Raw genomic sequence first — 23,264 nt, 5'->3', positions numbered from 1 at the left:
GAAAGCCAACGACATAATGCTGCAACTGCGAACATACGAGGGATAGGTTAATATGACAACAGGAACTGACAGTGAGGTGATCCCCTCGGGAGAAACGCTTGAGAGAATGACGGAAAATCTCAAGAAAGTTGAGGAACTGTCAGAGAGGTTGCAACGGGTTCTGACCAATCGTCAGACGCATCACCCGGCTTTGGATGGCCCGAATCAAGAGCTTTTTGGGCGCGCAGCGCAGGCGTATTGGGCGGAAGCGGTGAACAATCCCGCGAAGGTATTCGAGCATCAGATGTCCTATTGGGCGGACACGATGAAGCAGTTTGTGCAGGCGCAGCAAGAACTGGCGAAGGGCAAATTGTCGGCCCCCGAAGATCCGGGCCCAAAGGATCGGCGCTTTGCCAATCCGCTCTGGGATACGCACCCCTATTTCAACTACGTGAAGAAACAATACCTGATCAACGCGGATGCGTTGAACACTGCGGTCGATGATGTCAGCGATCTCGATCCTGAGGAAAAGAAGCGGCTGACCTATTTTGCGCGTCAGATCGTTGATCTGATGTCCCCGACAAATTTTCTGGCCACCAATCCGGATGCGCTGGAAAAAGCGCTTGAGACCGAAGGGCAAAGCCTCGTGCATGGGCTGGAAAACCTGATCCATGACCTTGAGGCGAACAAGGGCGAATTGGTCGTAAAGCTCGCGGATGAAACGGCCTTTGAGCTCGGTCGCAACATCGCCACAACGCCGGGCAAGGTGGTTTATCGCAACCGGATGATGGAGCTCATTCAATATGAGGCCACGACCGAAGAGGTGCATAAAACCCCGCTGGTGATCTTTCCGCCGTGGATCAACAAATACTATATTCTGGACCTGAAAGCGCAGAACTCTCTTGTCAAATGGCTGACCGATCAGGGCTACACCGTCTTTATGGTCTCCTGGATCAACCCGGACCCGACCTACCGCGACATCGGGATGGAAGACTATGTTGAAGACGGCTATCTGACCGCGATTTCAGAGATCAAGCAAATCACGGGCGAAAAGCAGGTCAACGCGGTCGGCTACTGTATCGCGGGCACCACATTGTCGCTGACCCTGTCTTTGCTCAAGCAGCGTGGCGACAAATCGGTGAAATCCGCGACGCTATTTACCGCGCTGACAGATTTTTCCGATCAGGGCGAATTCGCGCCCTTCCTGACCAATGATTTTATTGACGGGATCGAAGAAGAGATCGCGGATAAAGGCGTGCTGCCATCGGTGATCATGGCACGCACCTTCTCCTTTCTCCGCTCGAATGATTTGATCTACGGTCCCGCGATCAAGAGTTACATGATGGGCGAAACGCCCCCGGCGTTCGACCTGCTGTATTGGAATGGGGATGGGGCGAACCTGCCGGGCAAGATGGCGATGCAATACCTGCGGGGCCTTTGCCAACGGAACGAACTGGCGCAGGGCGGGTTTGATCTGATGGGCCATAAGCTGACACTGAAAGATGTCGACATCCCACTCTGTGCGATCGCCTGCGAGACCGATCACATCGCTGCCTGGAAGGACAGTTACCGCGGGGTCCAGCAAATGGGCGCCAAGGACAAAACATTCATCGTCACCCAATCGGGGCATATCGCCGGCATCGTCAATCCGCCGACCCGCAAAAAATACGGCCACTACACAAATCCGGATTTATCGCTGGATTATTCCGATTGGCTGGAGGATGCGGATTTCACCGAAGGCTCATGGTGGCCGCGCTGGGAAAGCTGGTTGAAAAAGCGTTCCGGAAAGATGATTCCCGCACGTATTCCGGGAGATTCGAGCCATCCCGTCCTCTGTGATGCGCCCGGAACATATGTAGCCAAGAAGGCAACTCTTTGATTTCATATTGAATTTATGGCTTAAAATTTTTATGCTGCGGTGCAGAAAAAATACTTGAAATGCCGCACTGCAGCATGTATATCCTTTTCCAGACGCAGAAAGCCGGGATGATCCGGAAAGCGACAAAAGGATTTTAGACATGACAAAGACACCTGACATGACCGCCGTATTCAAAGACGTTCTGGGCGCATTCCCAGTGGACACAGCTGCAATGGAAGACGCGTTCAAAACAACCGCTTCCCTGAATGAAAAACTGTCCGGAGTTGCGCTGACAGCTGCAGAGAAGTCCACCGAGATCTCCAGCAAATGGACACAAGACACGCTGGCCAAACTGGCCGACATGTCGAAAGCAAAATCAGAGCCAGTTGATTACGCAAAAGCGATGACCGATTTCGCATCTGCGTACTCCGAAGCCGCTGCTGAGCACATGGCCGCTTTCGCTGAAGTTGCGAAAAAAGCGCAAATGGAAACTGTCGAGCTGATGATGGCTGCTGGCAAAGACATGAGTGAAGACGCTTCTGCCGCTGTCAAGAAAGCCACAAAAGACGCAACAGCTGCTGTCAAAAAAGCCGCAACTGCGAAGTAATTCGTCTCCCAGTTAGCGCCTACTTCCTCCCTGAACGGCGCCAACTAAGAGGGCGGGCTTTTTGGAGCCCGCCCTTTCTTTTTACAAATCTGTGTCTTAAGCTGCACTGCAGCGTCTGATGAGGGAGAACTCGCGTGGCGGAAAAAGACAAACCATTGCTGATCAAACGATACGCAAGTCGGCGTCTCTATAACACCGAAACAAGCGATTACGTCACGCTGGAAGATATCGCCTCCCTGATCCGGGAAGGGCGTGAGGTTCAGATCGTTGATCTGAAATCCGGCGACGATCTCACCCGTCAATACCTGCTTCAAATCATTGCAGAACACGAAAGCCGCGGGGAAAGCGTGCTGCCGGTTGATGTGCTCAACGATCTGGTGCGCAGCTACATGACACCAGGCTCCAGCGTGGTGCCGCAATTCCTGCAGGCGTCCTTTGAAATGCTGCGGGATGGCCAATCACAAATGATGGACAAGATGACCGCCATGAATCCGATGGCGAAAATGCCCGGATTTGAATTGATGCAAGCGCAGCAACAGGCCTTCATGAAAGCCATGACTGGTGGCCTGGGCGGGGGCAGTGGCTGGAGCGCGCCAGACAAGGACGAGCCTGCCGAAGACCAGGAGAGCGCCGAGGATCTCGACGCCATCAAAAAGCAGCTGGCAGAGCTTCAGGATAAGCTGTCCAAGTTGAAATAGCGCTCAGGCGACCGCAGATGCCTGCGGTGCCGTGACAGTTTCGATTGCCGACAACAGCACATCCGTGACCGCATCCAGCTCCACGGTTTTCAGCCGTACCGGCAGGCGCACATCACAGGCCTTCATCAGCATTTCGCGCGTTTGCGGCAATTCAGGCAAATCCTTGATGAATTGCCAGTTCCAGAAGGCGCGGGCGTTATCGGCGCTCTGACCAAAGACCTGCACCTTGACGCCTGCCTGATCCGCGGCCTTTGCGAAGGCGGTAATCGCGCTGTTGTCCAACCCGACAAGATTGAACTGAATGCTGTCAGGGGCACGCTCCTCACCCTCCAGCGGTTCCGGGACATCGATGAAGGGCGAGGTATTTAGCCGTGCGGCGACGTAGTCATGATTGTGTCGACCATCCCGAACCCGTTGCGGCAGCGCGTCCAGTTGTGGGCGAATGAGGGCTGCCGAGAGGTTGTTCAGACGCAGATTATAAAGAGGCAGCTTATTCTGGTGGCGCGAAAAGGCTTCCAGAAGCACCGGGTGTTTCTGCCAGTTATGCTCGTAGGCGCCCGACATGATGATGGCGCGTGCCACCAGATCAGCGTCATCCGTGATCAGAATGCCGCCTTCGCCAGCATTGACCATCTTGTAGGACTGAAAGGAAAAGCACCCGATCTTGCCGATGGTCCCGATTTTACGACCCCGCCAGAGCGTGCCCAACGAATGTGCGGCGTCTTCGATCACCGGAACGCCTGCCGCGTCACAGAGCTGCATGATCGCATCCATGTCAGAGGTGTGCCCGCGCATGTGGCTGATGATCACGGCGCTGATCCCATCTGAAAGCTTCGCCGCAAAGTCATCCAGATCGACGCGGTAATTCTCGCCGACTTCGCACAGAACGGGGCGGCAATCTGCATGCACAACCGAAGAGGGCACTGCGGCAAAGGTAAATCCGGGGATCAGGACCTTGGCCTCCCGCGGCAAATCCAGCGCTTTGAGGGATAAAAACAGCGCAGCCGAGCAAGAGGAGACGGCCAATGCGTATTTACTACCCATCATCTGCGCGAACTCAGCTTCCAGCAGCGAGACAGGCGCGTCGCGCGCAGCCGTGTAGCGAAACAGATCGCCAGTTTGCAAAAGGCGCTCAATCTCCGCGCGTGCCGCGTCAGGGATCGGCTCTGCGGTGTGCATGTCTGGCAGCATCATATTTAGAATTCCCAAATTGAAGTTTTCGAAATTCTAAATCAATGGCGCGTGCGGGCCAAGCGAATCTTTTGTGACAGGGGATTTCGGCTAAAATCCAAGCCGGTCGCGCAGCGCATACCAGCTCATGGCGAGCACCAGCAGCGGGCTGCGCAGCGCGCCACCACCCGGAAAGGCGGGCGTCGGAATGGTGCCCATGGTGTCGAAGCCGTCTGTCTGCCCTTCGATCGCCAGCGCCATCAATTGACCGGCATGGGTCGCCGTTCCGACGCCGTGGCCGGAATACCCGGACGCAGAGAGAACATTGGGCGCGACACGGGCAAGATAGGGAAACCGTTTCATCGTGATGCCGAGTGTACCGCCCCAGGCGTAATCAATCTTGACGTCTCTCAGGTGTGGAAAAACGATCTCCATCGGTTTGCGCACGGTGGCGGCGATGTCCCTGGGAAAGCGGTAGCCATAGCTTTCGCCACCGCCAAAGAGCAAACGCCCATCGTGGCTGAGCCGGAAGTAATTCACCACAAAGCGGCTGTCAGCCACCGCAATGTCTTTGGTCAGAACCTGCTTCACACGGTCACCCAAGGGCTCTGTGGCGATGATGAAATTGTTGATCGGCATCACCCGGGCGGAGACCGAGGGCGCCAGCGACGACAGATACCCGTTGCAGGCCAGGATCACATGATCGGCCACCACGCGCCCCGCATCGGTTCGGACCTTGGCGGGAGTGCCATGTGCCAGCGTGTGCACGCAGGAGCGTTCATAGATTTCAACGCCTGCGTCCTTGGCAGCACGCGCCAGCCCGAGCGCGAAGGCCAGCGGGTGCAGGTGGGCCGCGCCGAGGTCCAGCACACCGCCCTGATAATCGGGGGAGGGGCAAATTTCATGGCATTCCGCCGCCGTCAAAGCGCGGATGTCGGAATACCCGTAGGTAGAATTGAGCAATTCCGCATAGTCATGCAGATGTGTCACATCGGATTGAGATGACCCGGTCCAGGCGATCCCCGGCTTCAGATGGCAGTCGATCTGATGCTGGTGGATCAGGGATTTCACCAGCGCTTTTGCGTCTTCGCCCAGATCCCACAGGGCTTGCGCGCGCGTCTTGCCCACCATCTTTTGCAGCGCATCCTGTTCGACCCGCTGACCACTGCCCAATTGTCCACCATTGCGACCCGATGCGCCAAAGCCGACGCGGTGCGCCTCCAGCACGACCACGCGCCGCCCGGCTTGCGCCAGATGCAATGCCGCTGAGAGACCCGTGTAGCCCGCACCTATGATACAGACGTCGGCTTTGACCTCGCTTTTCAGGCTGTCAAAAGGCGCGAGTGTGGGCGTGCTCGCGGCGTACCAACTGGGCGGATACTGGCCAAGGGTGTCATTGGCGTAGAGCAGGTTCACAGAGATGGGCTCCTGTTTCCGGGTCGGTGCCTTGTGACGGTGTCAGACGTTGAGCAACAGGTGCTCACGCTCCCAGGGTGAGATGACCTGCAGAAATTCGTCGTATTCGGCACGTTTCACGATGGAATAGACGCGTGCGAACTCCGGTCCCAGCACCTCGTGCAATTCGGTGGCCGCTTCGAAGAGGTCGAGCGCGGAGCCGAGCACACGCGGGATATCCCCTTCGCCATCATAGGCGTCGCCCTTGAACTCGTCGCGGGGGTGCTGCCCCTGCACCAGCCCCAGATAGCCGCAGGCCAGACTGGCCGCGATGCCCAGATAGGAGTTGCAATCCATGCCGGCAAGCCGGTTTTCCACCCGCCGCGCCTCGGGGTCCGATAGCGGAATGCGGATGCCTGTGGTGCGGTTGTCGCGCGCCCAGTGCAGGTTGATGGGGGCGGCCTGATCTTTCACATAGCGCCGGTAGCTGTTCACATAGGGCGCGATCACCGCGAGCGCCGCTGGCATGTGGTTCTGCAGCCCGGCGATGAAATGCAAAAACGCATCCGTTTCCGCGCCCGAGGTGTCCGAGAACAGGTTCTGCCCGTTCGACGTCTCAAGCACCGAGTGATGAATATGCATGGCACTGCCGGGCTCATCCGCAATCGGTTTGGCCATGAAGGTGGCAAAACAATCGTGCCGCAAGGCCGCCTCGCGGATCAGCCGTTTGAAATAGAAGACCTCATCCGCCAGTTTCACCGGATCGCCGTGGCGCAGGTTGATCTCCAACTGGCCCGCGCCGCCCTCCTGGGTGATGCCGTCGATCTCAAACCCCTGTGCTTCGGCGAAATCATAGATGTCGTCGATCACCGGGCCAAATTCATCCACGGCAGTCATCGAATACGCTTGTCGTGCCGCAGCAGGACGCCCGGAACGGCCCATCATCGGCTTGATGTCATGGGCGGGATCGAGGTTCCGCGCGACCAGAAAAAACTCCATCTCGGGGGCGACTACCGGCTCCCAGCCCTTGTCACGATAGAGTTGGCACACTCGTTTGAGCACATTGCGCGGGCTGAAAGGGACGGGGTTGTCCGCCCGGTCGTATGCATCGTGGATTACCTGCAATGTCCAGTCACCGGTCCACGGCGCGGCGGAGGCTGTGCTCATATCGGGCTTCAGGATCATGTCCTTCTCGATGAACCCGTCCTCTCCCGCAGCCTCCCCCCAGTCACCGGTGATGGTCTGGTAAAAGATGCTGTCGGGCAGGTGAAAGAAATCCTGCCGCGCGAATTTGGACGCAGGCACCGCCTTGCCCCGCGCAATGCCGGGCAGATCGGAAATGATGCATTCCACTTCATCCAGCCGCCGCCCTTCCAGATAGGTCTGCGCCGCCGCCGGGAGTGTATGTGTCCAATCGGCCATCAGGCCCTCGCTTTCTTGAAAAAATCAGCCATAGTCTGCGCGACAGCCATGCGGTCCGTTGGGGTGTCCAAATCCGCACTGGCCCGGTGCAGCAGCGCATCCGGGACGACCCCTTGTCCGCGGGTCTTGATCAGGCCATCGATGAAATCCGATCCGTATTCGGGGTGTGGTTGGATGGTCCACATCCGGTCACCATAGAGCAATGCGGCGTTCTCGCAAAAATCGTTGCGCCCGATCACCTCGGCCATATCCGGCTTCTCTACCACCTGATCCTGATGCCAGGCGTTGACGCTGACCGTTTCCCCGTCCATCTGATATTCCGTGCGCCCGACCGCCCAGCCGCCAGCGAATTTCTCGACCCGCCCGCCCATGGACTGTGCGATGATCTGATGCCCGAAGCATACGCCGATCATCGGGCGTTTGGCGGCGTAGGCGGCGCGGATGAAATCTTCCAGCGGCGGTATCCAGGCGTGGTCTTCATAAGCGCCATGTTTGGACCCGGTGATCAGCCAGCCATCGGCCTCTTCGACGCTGTCCGGAAAGACGCCATCCACCACCGACCAGCCCTGGAAGATGAAACCGTGCCCGTCCAGCAGCCGCGCAAAATACTGGTCGTAAAGCCCACCCGCCATCAGGGTGTCAGGGGGGTGTCCGGTGATCAATATGCCGATCTTCATGAGGTTCTCATACTGTGTCGAGGTAGATTGTAACCTGCTCTGCCGGTGTCAACTCCTGCATGTAGTGCAGCTCCTGCCGTTTGGTCAGCACAAGGTTCCGGATCAGGTCGGGCGCAAAAATGCGGGCAATCTCGGCATCTGCTTCAAAGGCGTCAATGGCGGATTTCCAGTCGCCGGGGATCTGAGGCAGGTCCGCGGCATAGGCGTTGCCGGTGATCGGCTTTGGCGGCTCCTTGGCATCTTCGATCCCGTTGATCGCCGCGCCCAGAACAGCGGCCAGCATCAGATAGGGGTTCACATCCCCGCCCGCGACACGGTGCTCGATACGGCGCGCAGCGGCGGGCCCTGATGGGATGCGGATGGCGGAGGTGCGGTTTTCATAGGCCCAGCTGATGCCCGTGGGCGCGTGGGATCCCGGTACCATCCGGTCGAAACTATTGGCATGTGGCGCAAAGATCAGCGCTGATCCCGGCATGGCATTGAGACAACCCGCCACTGCGTGGCGCAACACATCCGTGCCGTCGTCACCACCGTTGTCAAAGACGTTATTGCCCTCTGCATCCAGCACCGAAAAATGCATGTGCAGCCCGGAGCCGGAATAATCCGCATAGGGTTTGGCCATGAAACTGGCGGCAAACCCGTGCCGCCGCGCCAGCCCCTTGACCAGCATCTTGAAGAGCCAGGCATCATCCGCCGCGCGCAGCGCGTCATCACAATGCATCAGGTTGATCTCGAACTGTCCCAGCCCGGCTTCGGAAATCGCGGTGTCTGCGGGAATGTCCATCTCTTCGCAGGCGTCATAGAGATCGGTGAAGAAGGTATCGAATTGATCCAGCGCGCGCAGTGACAGGATTTCGCCCGCGACGCGCCGTTTCCCCGACCGGGGGGAGGGCGGCACTTGCAGCTTGCGGCCGGAGTCGTCGATCAGAAAAAATTCCAGTTCGACCGCGCAGACCGGTGTGAGCCCGCGTGCCTTGTATCGGTCCAGCACCGCGCGCAAGGCATGGCGCGGATCGCCGTCATAGGGGCGCCCGTCTTCGTGAAACATCCAGATCGGCAGCAGGGCCGTCGGCGCATCCAGCCAGGGCATCGGCATGAAACCACGCTCGGTTGGTTTCAAAACGCCGTCCTTGTCGCCGCTTTCGAACACGAGGGGGCTGTCGTCGATGTCCTCGCCCCAGATGTCGAGGTTCAGCACTGACATCGGAAACCGTGTGCCACCTTCGACAGCCTTATCTGCATACCGCGAAGGGATGCGCTTGCCCCGCGCCTGTCCGTTCAAATCTGCCGCGGCCACACGGATGGTGCGGACCTGAGGATTTTTGCGGAGCCAGTTCTTCATATGTCACCGATGCGGTGGGCTGGTGAGAGGCCAAAGACCTACCGCATGGCCAGCGCCACAAATAATTTGATCAAATTCAGGGATACTACCGGATCAGGTTCGGGCGCAACCTGATTTTGCGGCGCATGTTTTGCGGCAAATGGCGGTTCAGGCGGGCGTTGACCAGCCCAAAGGTGCCGATCACGACCAGCGTCAGAAGGATGAAATAGAACGCCAGAATAGGGTAGGGAATGAAGGGGTTGAAGGTCTTGTCCGCAAAATAGCTGGCGTAATAGAGCGCATCGCCCCGTTGCTGCCAGGCCGGAAAGCCGGAGAAAAACACCAGCGCCGTGGCGTGGAAGAGAAAGATCGCCTCATTGGTATAGGCGGGCCAGGCGAGCCGCAGCATGGTCGGCCAGATCACCCGTTTGAACCTTGACCATCCGGACATGCCGTAAGCGTCGGCAGCCTCGATATCGCCCTTGGGGATGGACAGCAGCGCGCCATAGAAAATCTCGCCGGAATAGGCCGCCGTATTGAAAAAGAGCACAATCAGCGCCCCCAACCACGCGGCGGTGAAAGGGTCAAAGAAGGGCGAGACGGATTTCAGGTTGAGAAACAGGAAGTACGCGAAAAAGAACTGGATAAACAGGGGCGAGCCGCGAAAGAGGAAGATGAACCATTCCGCAGGTTTACGGAAGATGGCGCTGGAGGAGGCCTTGCCCATGGCCAGTGCGGTCGCAAGGAAAAAGCCCATCATGAGCGCGAAAAGCCCAAAGTAGATGTTCCAGATCATGCCCGACCCGATCAGCGTGAACTGCTGACACAGCGTGAAATCATCACGCGGCAACAGGCGTTCGCCGATCCCGATGGCGCGCAGACCGTAGTCTTGTATCGTGGCCCAGCAGCTCACGCGGCGGCCTTTCGCTGTGCTTCACCACCCGCCGTGGCCTGGCCATGGGTCAGACGGGCCATGATCCGCGCAAGCACGATTTCCGAGACCCGCGTAAAGGCGAGATAAAAGACCAGCAATGCGAGGAAATACCACATTCGCCAATCTCCATGCGGATAGTCGGTGAAACGTGGTGTCTTGGTCCCGCCCAACTCACGCGCCCAGTAGACGATGTCTTCGACGCCCAATAGGAACAGCAGCGGCGTGGCTTTGATCAAAACCATCCACAGATTGCTGAGACCGGGCAGGGCGTAGACCCACATCTGCGGCACCAGCACGCGCCAGTAGGTCTGGCGCCGGGTCATGCCGTAGGCTTCTGCCGTTTCCAGTTGCGCATGCGGCACGGCGCGCATGGCACCAAAGAGAACATTGGCAGCAAACGCACCATAGACGATGGCGAATGTCAGGATCGCGATCGAAAACCCATAGGTTTCATGCACCCATTGCGGCGCATTGCCCAGCGGCATTTTCGCCGCCTGACAGACAACGAAATCGTTGCCTTGCCAGATGGGTTGGGACCAGTCAGGGCACTTCACCTTGTGCCGCAGGTATTCGATGATCTGATCTAGTGCGATGACGAAAAAGAGGAAAAAGGCAATCTCCGGCACGCCCCGGACGATGGAAATGTACGTCTGCCCAAGCCACCGCAGAGGCGCAAAATGCGAGCGCGCGGCAGAGGCGCCGCCAAAGCCAAAGAGCAATGCAATCGGGGCGGTGATCGCCAGCAGGGTCAATACCGTCAGCACGGACCAGTAAATGGACATGTGCTTGCCCGTGGTCAGGTAACACGCCATCCACTGCCAATCGGGCAAGGTGCTGGGATCTGTGCAAAAACTAAAAATGGCGGCCTCTTAAATATGAGGGGGCGGCACATGGCCGCCCCTTCTGGTCGATCAGAACTGTCCGGAAATTTCCCATTTTGCGAGCAATTCGTTCAGAGAGCCGTCTTCCTTCATCGAAGCAATGGCGGCGTTGAACTTCTCTTTCAATTCCGTGTCGCTTTCACGCAGACCCAGGCCAATCCCGCCGCCGAGCAGTTCTTCCTGCTCCAACATGATCAGGTCAGCATCGGCGTCCGCAATCGGTGTCAGGAAGGCCTTATCGGCCAGCACGGCGTCAGCCTCGCCATTCTTGACTGCGGCGATGGTTTCTTCTGGCGTCGCGAATTCCACCAATGTGGCGCTGCCTTCCGCGATGAAGGCGGCCTGGATGGTGTTGGTCTGTGCCGCCAGAATGCCGGACTTGAGGTCTGCGTCTTCGGACATCGCGATGTAACCCGATGGGTCAGGCAGCGTGTAGTTCTGAGTGAAATCAATCACTTCATCCCGCTCGTCGGTGATGGACATGCCCGCGATAATCACATCGTAGTTCCCGGACACCAGGTTGGGGATGATGCTGTCCCACTCGTTGGTGACCCATTGGCAGGTCAGCTCGGCACGCGCGCAAAGCTCATCGCCCAACTCGCGCTCGAACCCCGCAACTTCGCCCGCGTCATTGAGGAAGTTGTACGGAGGGTAGGCGCCCTCGGTGCCCATGCGAATGGTTTTCGCGTGGCCGTCTGCCAGCGCCATTCCTGCTGTCAGGGCAAGTACTGCGGATGTCAGAATAAGTGTTTTCATGGTGTTTCTCCCGTTATTTTTATTTGGGTTACGCTGCGTGGGTTGCCGAAAGGAAACCGCGCAATCGTTCGGATTTGGGCGCACCAAAGAGTGTCTCTGGTGGCCCCTGTTCTTCGATCAGACCGGCATGCAGAAAGACCACATGGTCAGACACATCCGCGGCCAGTTTCATATCATGTGTCACAATCATCATGGTGCGTCCTTCGGACGCAAGATCCTTGATCACCCTGACCACTTCCTGTTCCAGCTCCGGATCGAGGGCGGAGGTGGGTTCATCAAACAGCAAGGCTTCGGGCTCCATGCAAAGCCCCCGCGCGATGGCGGCGCGCTGCTGTTGCCCGCCGGACAATTGAGCGGGATAGACATCGCATTTGTCGCCAATGCCCACTTTATCCAGATACATGCGCGCCGCGTGTTCGACCTCGTCCCGGTCCCGTCTAAGCACCGTCAGTGGTGCTTCCATGACGTTTTGCAGGATGGACATATGCGCCCACAGATTGAATTGCTGAAACACCATCGACAGGTTTGTACGAATGCGCAGGACCTGATCCGCGTCCGCCGGGCGCCGGTTGTGACCTTCGCCTTTCCACGCGACCAGCTCTCCCTTGAATATGATCTCGCCTTGCTGGCTGTCCTCGAGAAGGTTGCAGCACCGCAGCAGCGTCGATTTTCCGGACCCGGAGGACCCGATCAGGGAAACCACATGACCCTTCGGGGCCGTGATGCTCACGCCTTTGAGCACTTCGAGCGCCCCATAGGCTTTGTGCAGGTTTTTGATTTCGATAACCGGTGGTTGAGTGGACAAGGGGCACGGTCTCATTGTTGATTCAAGGCGGTATAAGGGGTCAAAAATACCGCATTTGCAATGTTGAAAGCGGGGAAACGGCGTTTCCGAAGGATAACTTTCGCAGAATCCGCGGTATCGACGGCAATTCAAGCAGGCGGAAGCGGTTCAGCCAGATAAGTGCTGGCCGGAATCGCGACCAGACCTTTAAGGAGCAGCTTGGCCCGATCCCGCGCGTCCAATTCCTGGATCGCCCGGGTGATGGCCTCGAACATCGTCTGCGTATCCGCGCCCTTCGATGTAATGAAGGGCAGACCCGGTGTTGGTCGTGTCGACGCCAGGACGCGCAGTTCCTTTGCCATCGGCATTTCACGTTTGATTAACGTCCAGGTCACCGCGTCGAGGGATGCGATGTCAGCCTGTCCTGCGTGCACGGCCTGCGCCGATCTTGCATGGCCACCGGTGTCGATGGTGTTGCCCACAAAGCTGAAGCCAAAATCGATTTCGCTCAAGTGCCCTTCGACGGCCGCCCAACCTGATTGAGACCGGACATCATTGCGTGCAAGCGTCGCTCCCGCGAAGGAGGCCAGGTCGCGCCGCGGGTCATCCTTGCGCACGACAAGGTAGGATTTGTAATACCCTGAGGGGCATCCCCGGACGCCATAATCAGGCGTTCCCACCAGTGCAACGCGGTCATGCAGCCCGCTTCGGTAGGGCAGTCCACAGGTTTGCGAGAGGATAAGATCCGGCGCGTCCCAAGTATCGTGAGGATCGGTTTCGCGATCCAGTTCCAAGGGGCCTCTTCCAAGGTGTTTGCGGATCAATGTCCAAAGCCGGTCGTTCGCGGAGCGGGTCGTGCCCGTGTCGTACATCGGCAGGCTGGCCGTCATGCCTCGTCGTCGACAGCCTGGCGCGCCAGGGCTGAATCGCGGTCGCTGATGCCCAGGAAATTCGTGACCATGCGCACAAGCGCGTCTTCTTCCTGCGCGCGCGATCCGTCCGCCAGAACAACCTGCCAAAGCGCCTGTACCACGGCACGGCGTTGCTCGTAGGGCACCGCATCCTTGATCGCGCGGGTGAAGCGCACAGTGTCGGGCGCCTCTGATTCCAGCACTTCAGCTTCCGCGCGCAGGGCGGCGGTCGCTCCCGGCCCCAACCCGTAACGGCGCGCGTTGATCTGGTCGATGCGTTCCATTTCCCGGTCGCTGTAATCGTTGTCAGAACGCGCGATACGCACCAGCAAGGCGGTAAGCGCCAGGCGCGCGTCTTCATCGGGAAGCACATCGGGTTCCGGCTGTGTCAATCGTCTTATGAAATCACCAAACATGAGCGCGATATAATCAGGATTTTCCCAACTGCCAATATCAGTCGGGTCTGAGCGCGTTTTTTCGGGCCGCGGCGATGTCCTCATCCGTCAGCCCAAGCGCCGTTTCGATGGCCAGCAACTGGACTTCTTCATCGGTGTCCCGTTCACCATCGGCCAGGGCAACGGACCACATGGCATCGGCCAGGGCCCTGCGGTCGTCATAGGCCACCTCATCGCGCAGGATCTGCGCAAATTCCGGCGTGCCGGGCGCGTGCCGCTCAAGGGCTTCGCAGGTCGCGCGCAACTTGGCGGCTTCCAGCGGCTTGAGGTCAAAGGTGGCGGCGAGTATCCGGTCAATCTGGCCCACCTCGGAGGCTTGGTAATTGCGATCCGCCATTGCCACGCGTACCAACAGCGCACCAAGCGCAAGCTGAGCGTTGGGCTGCGGCAGGGGTTTCGGATCAGGAGTCTTTCGGGGGAAAAGTTTTTCAAACATAGGAGGTTAGCTGAGTTCCGGTGTCTTTTCAAAGCGGACGTTATCAAGGGCGACCCCCTGTGGATCGGTGTTCGTGATCAGCACGCCAGCGATATCGGCTTCTCCGGTCGCGCGGATGAATCCAAAGGCGTGCTCGCCTGCTGGCGGCAAGTCCATACGCATGATGACGACGCCATCGCGGCGGTAAAAAACCACCACGACGGCCCCCTCTTCGCCACCGCGAATTTGAAAGGACAGGGCCGACTGATCGTCGTCGAACAAGAAGGCCATCGCCCCCTCGCCCTGGGCATGGCGTTTGGGATACCCCGCCACGCCGTATCCGTTCAGCACGTTGTTGCCTTGCAAAAACACGACTGACAGATTCTGGCCGTCTTCTCCGGGCATGATCGTCAGGGGCGAGAGTGCTTCGCCAAGTATCTTGTCATGATCGCCTTCTGACACGGTGACCTGTCCGGCAAATCGTTCGCCAAAGACGGCGCCCTCTAGAACCAGTAGATCCTTGACCTGATGTCCGGGGCCCTGGCTTGACTGCGTGTCCTCGAAGGTGATGACGCGGGTCAATTGCAGCACTTCAGGATCGACAAGGCAGACGGGCGCTTCACAGGCTAACGCCGCACGGCCAAACAGGACAAAGAACAGGATCATCATCGCGCGCATCTGGGCACATTGGCACGCAATATGCGCGCTGCCTAGTCGGGAATTTCGTGCGGGAACGGCTTAACGCGTGAGTGTTGCAAAACACTCCGACAGCCTTTGCGCTTCGGTGTCCAGCCCGTAGGGCGGGTTGAGCACAAAAAATCCCGAACCCGTCATTCCGTGGCGAGGGCGTGCCGGGGGGAAATGCACTTCATGCCGCAGTGCTTGCGGATGGTGCGCTTGCAGGGTGTGTAGCATCTGACGGTGTGCCTGCGACTTCAGGATCGGGTACCACAGGCAGATCACGCCAACATTCCAGGCGCGGGTAATCTGCGCGATGTGTCTGGGGATCTCGGCGTAGTCGTTCTTGATCTCATAGCTTGGGTCAATCAGCAGCATACCCCGCCGTGGTGTGGGGGGGCACAGCGAATGTGCAAGCTCGAAGCCATCCATCCGGTGGCATTTTGCGGCGAAGGCGGACATCGCAAAATCGAGGGTTGCATGCTCCTGAGGATGCAATTCGGCAAGATGGATCGCATCGCCGGGTCGGAGCATCTGTGCCGCGATTTGCGGTGACCCGGTATAGCTGCGGGCGCCATGTGCTGCGCGCGTTCGCGCCAATACTTCGGCATAAGGATGGTCGGCGGGGAACCACGCCGCTACCTTGTCGATACCCTGCGCTGCCTCGCCGGTTTTCAATGCCGAGGGATCGTCCAGATCATAAATCGCCCGCCCCGCATGGGTCTCGATGTAGCTGAGTGGCTTATCTTTCCGGGTCATATAGGCCAGGATCCACGCCAGCAGCCCGTGTTTATGAACGTCCGCAAGGTTCCCGGCGTGATAGATATGTTGGTAGCTGAGCATGCTGCGACGTGTACCGGACCCATCCCGCGACGCAACGCGAAAACGTCTCGCCTGGATCAAGCTTTGCGCAAGTGAGGGCTGGTCGGCATGGGCTGCTCAGGCGCGGGGTGCTGCTATGCCCGCTGAAAACGCCGCGTGATCACCAGGGCTGCCAATCCGAACAGAGCAAAGAGGAAAGACGGGCTCAACGGCACCACCTCGATCGGGTTCAAGCTTCCCGGAACGATCGCAAATTCGGCCTCATAGCCGAAGAAATCGCAATATCCCGCAGGCAAAGAGGCGGCAAGTGGATCGCTCAAGCTACACCCGCCTGGTAGGAAGCTGCCCGCCGCACCGAAAAAGGCAACGCTTTCCGCGACAAGGTCAAAGCGTATGTTGATGTCGCCCAGACCGTCGAAAACATCCACGATGATCGGCTCGTCGTTCGAATCAACCTGTTCGAAACCTTCGGAAAATGAGGGGCACGCGAACGTTCCTCCAAAGGAACAAGACGCTACACCATCGTCTGATAGGTCAACATCGACTTCCAGAATGCTGCCGCTGGTCAATCCGGCAAAGGGGGATAATGGGCCGCGCAGGGTTGCAGGCACTTCAAAGCCAACCGGGAAGCATAAACTGTCACCGGCATCGCATACTTCCGCATCAGGCGTGTGCAATTCGGTAAGGCTGTCGCCAAGGAACTCGGCTTCAAACCCAAGCGTTGTCGCCGATGCGGTTGAGCCAAAAGTTGCGGCAGCAAAAATCAATATGGCCTGAAATCTCATCCAAAAATTCCCTTACATTCACCATGATTAACGAAGCTCACGTTATGCGCGAAAACAAACGCGGCAAAGCCGCCTTTTTTTGTCGGAGGGGAATTTGGGCTGGAAACCGCAGATCGGCGCGCAAGGGCGGCAGATTTCTGCGAAATCCCGTCTGATACGTGTCCGGGCTTGACGAGCAAAAAGGCTCAGACTAAGCGCGAGACTTCCTTGGCCGCGCGGATGAAATCCTTGAACAACGGATGTGGATCAAAGGGCTTGGATTTCAGCTCGGGGTGGAATTGTACGCCGATAAACCAGGGGTGGTCCGGCCATTCGACAATCTCCGGCAGTTTGCCATCAGGCGACATGCCGGAAAAGCTCAGACCCGCGCTTTCCAACTGTTTGCGGTACTTGATGTCCACCTCATAACGGTGCCGGTGGCGTTCGTCGATTGTGGTCGTGCCGTAGACCTCTGCCACCTTCGACCCGGCACTCAGCGTGGCGTCATAGGCGCCCAATCGCATCGTCCCGCCCTTGTCGTCTTCGACCTTGCGGGACACTTTCGCGTTGCCCTGAACCCATTCCTTGAGGTGGTAGACCACAGGTTCAAAACGCTTCTTCCCGGATTCGTGGTCGAATTCTTCGGAGCCTGCGCTGATGATACCGGCCACATTGCGCGCCGCCTCCAACACCGCCAACTGCATGCCCAGACAGATGCCCATGTAGGGCACTTTGCGAGTACGTGCGAATTCAGCGGCCTTGATCATGCCTTCCGTGCCGCGCTCACCAAAGCCACCGGGGACAAGGATGGCGTGCAGACCCTCAAGATGAGCGGCGGGATCCTCACGCTCGAAAAGCTCCGCGTCGACCCATTCAACCCGGACTTTCACACGGTTGGCCATGCCGCCATGGGTCAGCGCCTCGACGATGGATTTATAGGCGTCTTCGAGCTGAGTATATTTGCCGACAATCGCGACCCGGACCTCGCCTTCCGGATGATGGACCCGGTCCGAGACATCACGCCAGACACTCAGATCCGGCTTCGGGGCAGGGGAGATGTCGAAGGCATCAAGGACAGCCTGATCCAAGCCCTGTTCATGATAGGCCAGCGGTGCGTCGTAGATGGTCTTGAGGTCATAAGCGGCCACAACAGCCTCTTTGCGCACATTACAAAACAGCGCGATTTTTTCGCGTTCCTTTTCGGGAATGGGCTGCTCCGAGCGGCAGACCAGAATATCCGGCGCGATCCCGATGCTTTGCAGTTCCTTGACCGAGTGCTGGGTTGGTTTTGTCTTCAATTCGCCTGAGGCTGCAAGATAGGGCAGCAGGGTCAAATGCATGAAAATGCACTGGCCACGCGGCTTGTCATGGGCGTATTGGCGGATGGCCTCGAAGAAGGGCAGGCCCTCGATGTCCCCAACCGTGCCGCCGATCTCGCACAGCATGAAATCCACCTCATCGCCGCCCACATCAAGAAACGCTTTGATCTCATTGGTCACATGGGGGATCACCTGAATGGTTTTGCCCAGATAGTCGCCACGCCGTTCTTTTTCGAGGACGGTGGAGTAGATGCGGCCCGAAGAGACGGAATCAGTATTGCGCGCGGACACGCCGGTGAACCGCTCGTAGTGGCCCAGATCAAGATCGGTTTCCGCGCCATCGTCAGTGACAAACACCTCGCCGTGTTCAAAGGGCGACATCGTGCCGGGATCAACATTCAAATAGGGATCAAGCTTGCGCAACCGCACCGAAAATCCACGGGCCTGCAGCAGCGCGCCCAAAGCGGCGGAGGACAACCCTTTGCCCAAGGAAGACACCACACCACCGGTGATAAAGATATAACGTGCCATGGTCTGATATGCTCCCGTGCATCTTTGCGGTGTGTGAAAGGCCGCTCAAATAGACCGCGATATTCGCAGTTCCACGGGATTTAAGCCTAACAGGATTCGGTGTGCAAAGGCAAGACGTACCGCAACATGATGTTGCAAAACATCTCGCATCCGCAAGGGGTTGTAGTTAGAGGTTAATCTGCTGTCGGAACAAGCGGTGCGTTGTCACCCGGTGTCGGGGGCAAAAGCAGATCGCTTTCCGGAACCGCAGGCGTTGCAGGTTCATTCAGGGCGGGCGGCGTGACACCAAGTCGATCCACAACCGAGCTGCCAGAGGCGTTTTCGGCGGCGAAAATGGTCAATGTGATCGACGTGCAGATAAACGCGATGGCCAGAAGCCATGTCAGTTTGCCCAGAGCCGTGGCCGCCGCACGCCCGGACACGGCACCGCCACCGCCGCCCATCCCCAGGCCACCGCCTTCAGACCGCTGCATCAGCACAACAGCGATCAGGCTCAGCGCCAGAATAAGGTGGACGATCAGGATGACGTTTTCCATTAAGGACCTGCGGGTTTGATTTGGCTTTGGGGGTATCTAGGCAAGTTTGCCCCGGCTCGCAAGGGAGGAAAGCCGCTAATCCGTTGGGGTTTTCACAAGTCAAGACCGCCGCCAGTCGATTTGTCCGGGCGACGGTCTGTCGAAGCTACTCTCTCTCGCGCGCAGACTAAGAGGGTTATCCTGGAATTGAGGCGCTGAAGACTCACTTCATGCAAAATGCATAGCACGATTTGCGCTAGAAATCGCCCTCAAAATACAACCTGTGGATAAGTGCGGCAGAGAACCGCTGGACAAGTCATTCACTGGCCCGCAATGATATGTGCATGCCCCATGATGACCCTGATCACCCCCATAGCCTCCTGCCGCCTGATCCCGCCCTGCGCATCAAGGCACTTGAAACAATCCTGACCCGAAAAGGGCTGATTGATCCGGCGGCGCTGGATGAGATTATCGATACCTATGAAAACAAGATCGGTCCGCGCAACGGCGCCCATGTGGTGGCGCGTGCTTGGTTGGACCCTGCGTTCAAGGCGCGGTTGCTGGAGGATGCCACGGCTTTGGTCTCCGAGCTTGGCTATTATGGACGGCAGGGCGAACACATGGTGGCGGTCGAGAACACCGACGACATCCACAATATGGTCGTTTGCACGCTGTGCAGCTGCTATCCGTGGCCGCTGTTGGGCATCCCGCCGGGCTGGTATAAATCAGACGCCTACCGCGCCCGGACGGTCCGGGAACCACGGGCCGTTCTGGCGGATTTTGGCGTGACCTTGCCGGAAAGAACGGCGGTACGGGTTTGGGATTCGACGGCGGAAATTCGATATCTGGTGATCCCGAAACGCCCCGTCGGCACCGAGGGCATGGACGAGGCCGGGCTGATGGCGCTTGTCACGCGCGACAGCATGATCGGCACCGGATTGGCGCTGGATCCACAGGCCTCGGAGGCTAAAGCATGACACGCCCGCATGATATGGGTGGCCGCTATGGGGACGGCCCGGTGATTCCGGAAGCCGAGGGTGAGGTATTTCATGCAGATTGGCACGCGCGCGCGCTGTCTGTTACGCTGGCGGTCGCCGCGCATGGTGCATGGAACATCGACGTGTCTCGGCATGTCCGTGAAAAACTGGCCCCGATGGATTACGCGCGCTTTTCCTATTACGAAAAATGGATGGCCGGGCTCGCAGATCTTTTGGTTGAGGCGGGTATGGTCACTGCCGCCGAACTGGCGGCAGGAGATGCGGCACCCCAACCACCGGCAGATAAAATGTTGACCCAGGAAAACGTGCCTGCTGTTCTGGCGCGCGGCGGGCCGGCGGACCGACCAAGCAGCGTCGGGCCTGCTTTCAAACCCGGTGACGTGGTGCGCACCCGCCAGATCGCGGCGAATATGTTTGTCGATGGCGGCCACACCCGTTTGCCGCAATATGCCGCGGGGGCCACTGGCCGCGTGATCCGCTATCACGGTACCCATGTTCTGCCCGACAGTTCCGCGCACCGGTTAGGGGACGCCCCCGAACCGCTTTACGCCGTGGCCTTTGCGGCGTCGGATTTGTGGTCACATCCGGAAAATCCAGGCGATGAGGTGATCCTTGATCTTTGGCAATCCTATCTGGCTCCGGCATGACGAGCGCGCCTGAGCCCAAGTTTTCCGAGCCTTGGCACGCCCAGGTTTTCGCTTTGACGGTCGTTCTGAACGAGGCCGGTCACTTTGACTGGCCCGATTGGGCCACCCGATTTGGGGCCACCCTGAAACGACACGGTCTGGACAAGGAACTCGACGGTGGTGACGATTATTTCATCGCCTGGCTGGAAACGCTTGAGCACTACCTGGCGAGCATGGGCATGGCGGAAACGCAGGATGTTTTGACGGCCAAAGCCGCCTGGGAAGCCGCCTACCTCACCACACCACACGGCGTGCCGGTTCAGCTTGCAGATTAGCCTTTCGGCCGTGCGGTGAGCCCGGCTTTGTTCAGAAACCGACGCCATGCGCCCTTTTGTGGGAACCGAGGCAATCGCAAACGTGGCTTGCCTGCGAGACGGTCAAATTCGTGCATGTCTATGACCCGTTCGGCGCAGCCACATCCTTCACCCAGACCAACCTTGGCATAGTAGAACTTTTGAAAGTCTTCAGGTTTGTCCGGCGTGTTCCGCATGTGTCGTCTCCTCGCCTGAAATCTAGTCTGTGACGCAGCACTTGGCCATGATCGATTGAACAAATGAGTTTAAAGACCGCTATTCATCGACATCATCCACATCTGACTGACCTGACAGCGCCCGCCTGACATGGCTCCAGCTCAGGCCGATCCCCAGCACGAAAGACAGGGCAAAGACACCAAGCCAGACCTGGAAGCTTGAATTGTCCAACTGCAGAATGCCCAGATCGTAGAGCACCCAGATCAGGGCGCCGATGATGGCAAGCACCAGCACCATGCCTCCGGCGCCGATAGAGCGCAGAGTCGCACGCAGATAGATGATGTACCCGACGGTCAGGATCAGGGCGAGCAGCACCGCAATCGAGAGGTTCATGGCCCCGTAGTCACGTGCCCAGTTGATGTAATTGTATTGCGTCGGGTTGAACGTCAGCGCCAACAGCGCAAAGGCAAAAAACCACCGCGTTAGAAATCCCATGATCCATTGCTCCCGGCTTTTGATCGGTCTGGCGGAAAATACCCGTGTCGCGGCTGAAATGTCTATGGCGGTCGGGATCCGAACTTACGGCAGGCGGCAGGCTCTTTTCGGGTTTCGCCCGTCGCCCCGCGCGGCTATACCGGCGCGGGTTTGAAGCACAGCAAAGAAGGACCAGCCATGGCAAATGTTGTCGTTGTCGGCGCTCAATGGGGCGATGAGGGAAAAGGCAAGATCGTGGACTGGCTCTCTGAGCGGGCGGATGTGATCGCGCGGTTTCAGGGCGGGCACAACGCCGGGCATACGCTGGTGATTGACGGGGAGGTCTTCAAGCTGAGCCTGCTGCCATCCGGGATCGTGCGTGGTGGCAAGCTGAGCGTGATCGGTAACGGTGTGGTTCTGGATCCCTGGCATCTGGACAGCGAGATCAAGGGGTTGCGCAACCAAGGTGTTGAAATCACCCCCGAAACGCTGATGATTGCAGAAAACACCCCCCTCATTCTGCCGATCCATGGGGAACTGGACCGCGCCCGTGAGGCGCAGAATTCCGTTGCCAAAATCGGCACAACCGGGCGCGGGATTGGCCCCGCTTATGAGGATAAAGTGGGCCGCCGTTCCGTACGTGTGGCCGATCTGGCGGATGAAGCCACGCTTGAATTGCGGGTTGACCGTGCGCTCGTGCATCATGACGCACTGCGCCGCGGATTGGGGTTGGAAGTCGTCGACCGCGATGCATTACTGGCAAAACTGCGAGAGATTGCGCCGGTTGTGTTGGCGTACGCGGCGCCCGTATGGAAGGTGCTGAACGAACAACGCAAGGCAGGAAAGCGCATTCTGTTCGAAGGCGCGCAAGGCGCGTTGCTGGACATCGATTTCGGCACCTATCCTTTCGTGACCTCCTCCAACGTGATTGCGGGGCAGGCGGCAACGGGCACGGGCATCGGGCCGGGATCCATCGACTTCGTACTGGGGATCGTCAAAGCCTATACCACGCGTGTGGGCGAAGGCCCTTTCCCGGCGGAACTTGACGACGCGGACGGCCAACGGCTCGGTGAACGCGGTCACGAATTCGGAACGGTTACGGGGCGCAAGCGCCGCTGTGGCTGGTTTGACGCGGTGCTGGTGCGCCAGACCTGCGCGACCTCGGGTGTCAATGGGATCGCCTTTACCAAACTCGACGTGTTGGATGGCTTTGACACGCTGAAAATCTGCACAGGCTATGAATTGGACGGTGAACCGTTGGATTATCTGCCCACAGCGGCGGATCATCAGGCGCGTTGCACGCCGATCTACGAGGAGATGCCGGGGTGGCACGAATCTACCGAAGGGGCCCGCAGTTGGGCAGATCTGCCTGCCAATGCGATCAAATACGTGCGCCGGGTCGAGGAGTTGATCAATTGCCCCGTTGCCCTACTTTCCACCTCACCCGAGCGTGAGGACACGATCCTTGTGACGGACCCTTTTGCCGATTGAGAAAACCCCATGCCCGTCAGTTACAAAGCCCGCCGCCGACTGTCGCTTCTGATCCTGCTGGTGGGTCTGCCCGCCTATATCGTTGTTGCGGTGACCATTGTGAATTGGCTGGAACGTCCATCGCTCTGGGTGGAGCTTGTGGTCTATATCGTGCTGGGCATCGTATGGGCGCTGCCCTTCAAGTTTGTCTTCAAGGGAATTGGTCAAGCTGATCCGGATAAACCCGATGAATAGCTAAAACAGGCGTCTGAAA

General features: G+C 58.4%; 27 protein-coding genes. 8 read left to right on the top strand and 19 right to left on the bottom strand.

Features of this window, described 5'->3' with window-relative positions; translation table 11 throughout:
• Positions 1 to 52: 52 nt before the first annotated feature.
• The 3 genes from phaC (at position 53) to phaR (ending at position 3,142) form a co-directional block, all read left to right on the top strand.
• Positions 53 to 1,858 (top strand): class I poly(R)-hydroxyalkanoic acid synthase, encoded by a 1,806-nt coding sequence (phaC, locus tag Q1A63_RS14240; protein WP_298973567.1) that lies wholly within the window; start codon positions 53 to 55, stop codon positions 1,856 to 1,858.
• 139 nt (positions 1,859 to 1,997) lie between these two features.
• A complete protein-coding gene (locus Q1A63_RS14235; RefSeq protein WP_298973564.1) occupies positions 1,998 to 2,444 on the top strand; it encodes a phasin family protein in 447 nt (148 codons plus the stop codon).
• 134 nt (positions 2,445 to 2,578) lie between these two features.
• Positions 2,579 to 3,142 (top strand): polyhydroxyalkanoate synthesis repressor PhaR, encoded by a 564-nt coding sequence (gene phaR / locus Q1A63_RS14230; RefSeq protein ID WP_298973563.1) that lies wholly within the window; start codon positions 2,579 to 2,581, stop codon positions 3,140 to 3,142.
• Positions 3,143 to 3,145: 3 nt separating this feature from the next.
• Here phaR and Q1A63_RS14225 read toward each other — a convergent pair whose 3' ends face one another.
• The 17 genes from Q1A63_RS14225 to secG form a co-directional block, all read right to left on the bottom strand.
• The gene (locus Q1A63_RS14225; RefSeq protein ID WP_298973561.1) at positions 3,146 to 4,336 is read right to left on the bottom strand and encodes an aminotransferase class I/II-fold pyridoxal phosphate-dependent enzyme; all 1,191 of its coding nucleotides are present in this window, start codon (positions 4,334 to 4,336) and stop codon (positions 3,146 to 3,148) included.
• An 87-nt stretch (positions 4,337 to 4,423) separates the two neighbouring features.
• Positions 4,424 to 5,728: an FAD-binding oxidoreductase gene (locus Q1A63_RS14220; protein ID WP_298973558.1), complete on the bottom strand. Its 1,305-nt coding sequence runs from the start codon at positions 5,726 to 5,728 to the stop codon at positions 4,424 to 4,426.
• A gap of 42 nt (positions 5,729 to 5,770) precedes the next feature.
• A complete protein-coding gene (locus tag Q1A63_RS14215; RefSeq protein WP_298973556.1) occupies positions 5,771 to 7,129 on the bottom strand; it encodes a glutamine synthetase family protein in 1,359 nt (452 codons plus the stop codon).
• Positions 7,129 to 7,806 (bottom strand): type 1 glutamine amidotransferase, encoded by a 678-nt coding sequence (locus tag Q1A63_RS14210; RefSeq protein ID WP_299632117.1) that lies wholly within the window; start codon positions 7,804 to 7,806, stop codon positions 7,129 to 7,131. The genes Q1A63_RS14215 and Q1A63_RS14210 overlap by 1 nt, the downstream gene beginning before the upstream one ends.
• A gap of 7 nt (positions 7,807 to 7,813) precedes the next feature.
• Positions 7,814 to 9,148, bottom strand: a complete 1,335-nt coding sequence (locus tag Q1A63_RS14205; RefSeq protein WP_299632116.1) for a glutamine synthetase family protein — start codon at positions 9,146 to 9,148, stop codon at positions 7,814 to 7,816.
• Positions 9,149 to 9,233: 85 nt separating this feature from the next.
• Positions 9,234 to 10,040 carry an ABC transporter permease subunit gene (locus Q1A63_RS14200; protein ID WP_298973549.1) on the bottom strand — a complete coding sequence of 269 codons (807 nt, stop codon included), beginning with the start codon at positions 10,038 to 10,040 and terminating at the stop codon, positions 9,234 to 9,236.
• The gene (locus Q1A63_RS14195; RefSeq protein WP_299632242.1) at positions 10,037 to 10,921 is read right to left on the bottom strand and encodes an ABC transporter permease subunit; all 885 of its coding nucleotides are present in this window, start codon (positions 10,919 to 10,921) and stop codon (positions 10,037 to 10,039) included. The genes Q1A63_RS14200 and Q1A63_RS14195 overlap by 4 nt, the downstream gene beginning before the upstream one ends.
• A gap of 51 nt (positions 10,922 to 10,972) precedes the next feature.
• On the bottom strand, positions 10,973 to 11,698 hold the full coding sequence (locus tag Q1A63_RS14190) for a transporter substrate-binding domain-containing protein (RefSeq protein WP_298973547.1): 726 nt from the start codon (positions 11,696 to 11,698) through the stop codon (positions 10,973 to 10,975).
• Between the two features lie 28 nt (positions 11,699 to 11,726).
• Complete coding sequence (locus Q1A63_RS14185) at positions 11,727 to 12,503, bottom strand: ATP-binding cassette domain-containing protein (RefSeq protein WP_298973545.1); 777 nt, start codon at positions 12,501 to 12,503, stop codon at positions 11,727 to 11,729.
• Positions 12,504 to 12,631: 128 nt separating this feature from the next.
• Complete coding sequence (locus Q1A63_RS14180; protein WP_298973543.1) at positions 12,632 to 13,372, bottom strand: PhnD/SsuA/transferrin family substrate-binding protein; 741 nt, start codon at positions 13,370 to 13,372, stop codon at positions 12,632 to 12,634.
• A complete protein-coding gene (locus tag Q1A63_RS14175; RefSeq protein ID WP_298973541.1) occupies positions 13,369 to 13,809 on the bottom strand; it encodes a TerB family tellurite resistance protein in 441 nt (146 codons plus the stop codon). The genes Q1A63_RS14180 and Q1A63_RS14175 overlap by 4 nt, the downstream gene beginning before the upstream one ends.
• A 37-nt stretch (positions 13,810 to 13,846) precedes the next feature.
• A complete protein-coding gene (locus tag Q1A63_RS14170; RefSeq protein WP_298973540.1) occupies positions 13,847 to 14,284 on the bottom strand; it encodes a TerB family tellurite resistance protein in 438 nt (145 codons plus the stop codon).
• A gap of 6 nt (positions 14,285 to 14,290) precedes the next feature.
• Positions 14,291 to 14,941, bottom strand: a complete 651-nt coding sequence (locus Q1A63_RS14165; RefSeq protein ID WP_298973539.1) for a hypothetical protein — start codon at positions 14,939 to 14,941, stop codon at positions 14,291 to 14,293.
• A 60-nt stretch (positions 14,942 to 15,001) separates the two neighbouring features.
• Positions 15,002 to 15,784, bottom strand: a complete 783-nt coding sequence (rlmJ, locus tag Q1A63_RS14160) for a 23S rRNA (adenine(2030)-N(6))-methyltransferase RlmJ (RefSeq protein ID WP_298973538.1) — start codon at positions 15,782 to 15,784, stop codon at positions 15,002 to 15,004.
• Between the two features lie 113 nt (positions 15,785 to 15,897).
• Positions 15,898 to 16,548 (bottom strand): hypothetical protein, encoded by a 651-nt coding sequence (locus Q1A63_RS14155; protein ID WP_298973536.1) that lies wholly within the window; start codon positions 16,546 to 16,548, stop codon positions 15,898 to 15,900.
• A 185-nt stretch (positions 16,549 to 16,733) separates the two neighbouring features.
• Positions 16,734 to 18,377, bottom strand: coding sequence for a CTP synthase (locus Q1A63_RS14150; RefSeq protein ID WP_298973535.1), 1,644 nt, complete (start codon positions 18,375 to 18,377; stop codon positions 16,734 to 16,736).
• 173 nt (positions 18,378 to 18,550) lie between these two features.
• Positions 18,551 to 18,913 carry a preprotein translocase subunit SecG gene (secG, locus tag Q1A63_RS14145; RefSeq protein WP_298973533.1) on the bottom strand — a complete coding sequence of 121 codons (363 nt, stop codon included), beginning with the start codon at positions 18,911 to 18,913 and terminating at the stop codon, positions 18,551 to 18,553.
• Positions 18,914 to 19,236: 323 nt separating this feature from the next.
• On the opposite strand from secG, the gene nthA reads away from it, so the two are divergent.
• The 3 genes from nthA to Q1A63_RS14130 are packed head-to-tail and all read left to right on the top strand — an operon-like array spanning position 19,237 to position 20,851.
• Positions 19,237 to 19,869, top strand: a complete 633-nt coding sequence (nthA, locus tag Q1A63_RS14140; protein ID WP_298973532.1) for a nitrile hydratase subunit alpha — start codon at positions 19,237 to 19,239, stop codon at positions 19,867 to 19,869.
• Positions 19,866 to 20,537, top strand: a complete 672-nt coding sequence (gene nthB / locus Q1A63_RS14135; protein WP_299632115.1) for a nitrile hydratase subunit beta — start codon at positions 19,866 to 19,868, stop codon at positions 20,535 to 20,537. Before nthA ends, nthB begins: the two co-directional genes overlap by 4 nt.
• On the top strand, positions 20,534 to 20,851 hold the full coding sequence (locus tag Q1A63_RS14130) for a nitrile hydratase accessory protein (protein WP_298973528.1): 318 nt from the start codon (positions 20,534 to 20,536) through the stop codon (positions 20,849 to 20,851). Before nthB ends, Q1A63_RS14130 begins: the two co-directional genes overlap by 4 nt.
• Here Q1A63_RS14130 and Q1A63_RS14125 read toward each other — a convergent pair.
• Both Q1A63_RS14125 and Q1A63_RS14120 read right to left on the bottom strand, forming a co-directional pair.
• Positions 20,848 to 21,066 (bottom strand): hypothetical protein, encoded by a 219-nt coding sequence (locus tag Q1A63_RS14125; RefSeq protein ID WP_299504296.1) that lies wholly within the window; start codon positions 21,064 to 21,066, stop codon positions 20,848 to 20,850. The genes Q1A63_RS14130 and Q1A63_RS14125 overlap by 4 nt on opposite strands.
• Before the next feature lie 79 nt (positions 21,067 to 21,145).
• Complete coding sequence (locus Q1A63_RS14120) at positions 21,146 to 21,541, bottom strand: DUF6524 family protein (protein WP_298973526.1); 396 nt, start codon at positions 21,539 to 21,541, stop codon at positions 21,146 to 21,148.
• A 177-nt stretch (positions 21,542 to 21,718) separates the two neighbouring features.
• On the opposite strand from Q1A63_RS14120, the gene Q1A63_RS14115 reads away from it, so the two are divergent.
• Both Q1A63_RS14115 and Q1A63_RS14110 read left to right on the top strand, forming a co-directional pair.
• Complete coding sequence (locus Q1A63_RS14115; RefSeq protein WP_299632114.1) at positions 21,719 to 23,011, top strand: adenylosuccinate synthase; 1,293 nt, start codon at positions 21,719 to 21,721, stop codon at positions 23,009 to 23,011.
• Positions 23,012 to 23,020: 9 nt separating this feature from the next.
• The gene (locus tag Q1A63_RS14110) at positions 23,021 to 23,245 is read left to right on the top strand and encodes a DUF2842 domain-containing protein (RefSeq protein WP_298973523.1); all 225 of its coding nucleotides are present in this window, start codon (positions 23,021 to 23,023) and stop codon (positions 23,243 to 23,245) included.
• Positions 23,246 to 23,264: the final 19 nt, after the last annotated feature.

Origin of the sequence: uncultured Roseobacter sp. (assembly GCF_947499265.1) — a bacterium.
Classification (GTDB): Bacteria; Pseudomonadota; Alphaproteobacteria; order Rhodobacterales; family Rhodobacteraceae; genus Roseobacter.
This window is presented reverse-complemented; position numbering and strand designations above follow the sequence as displayed.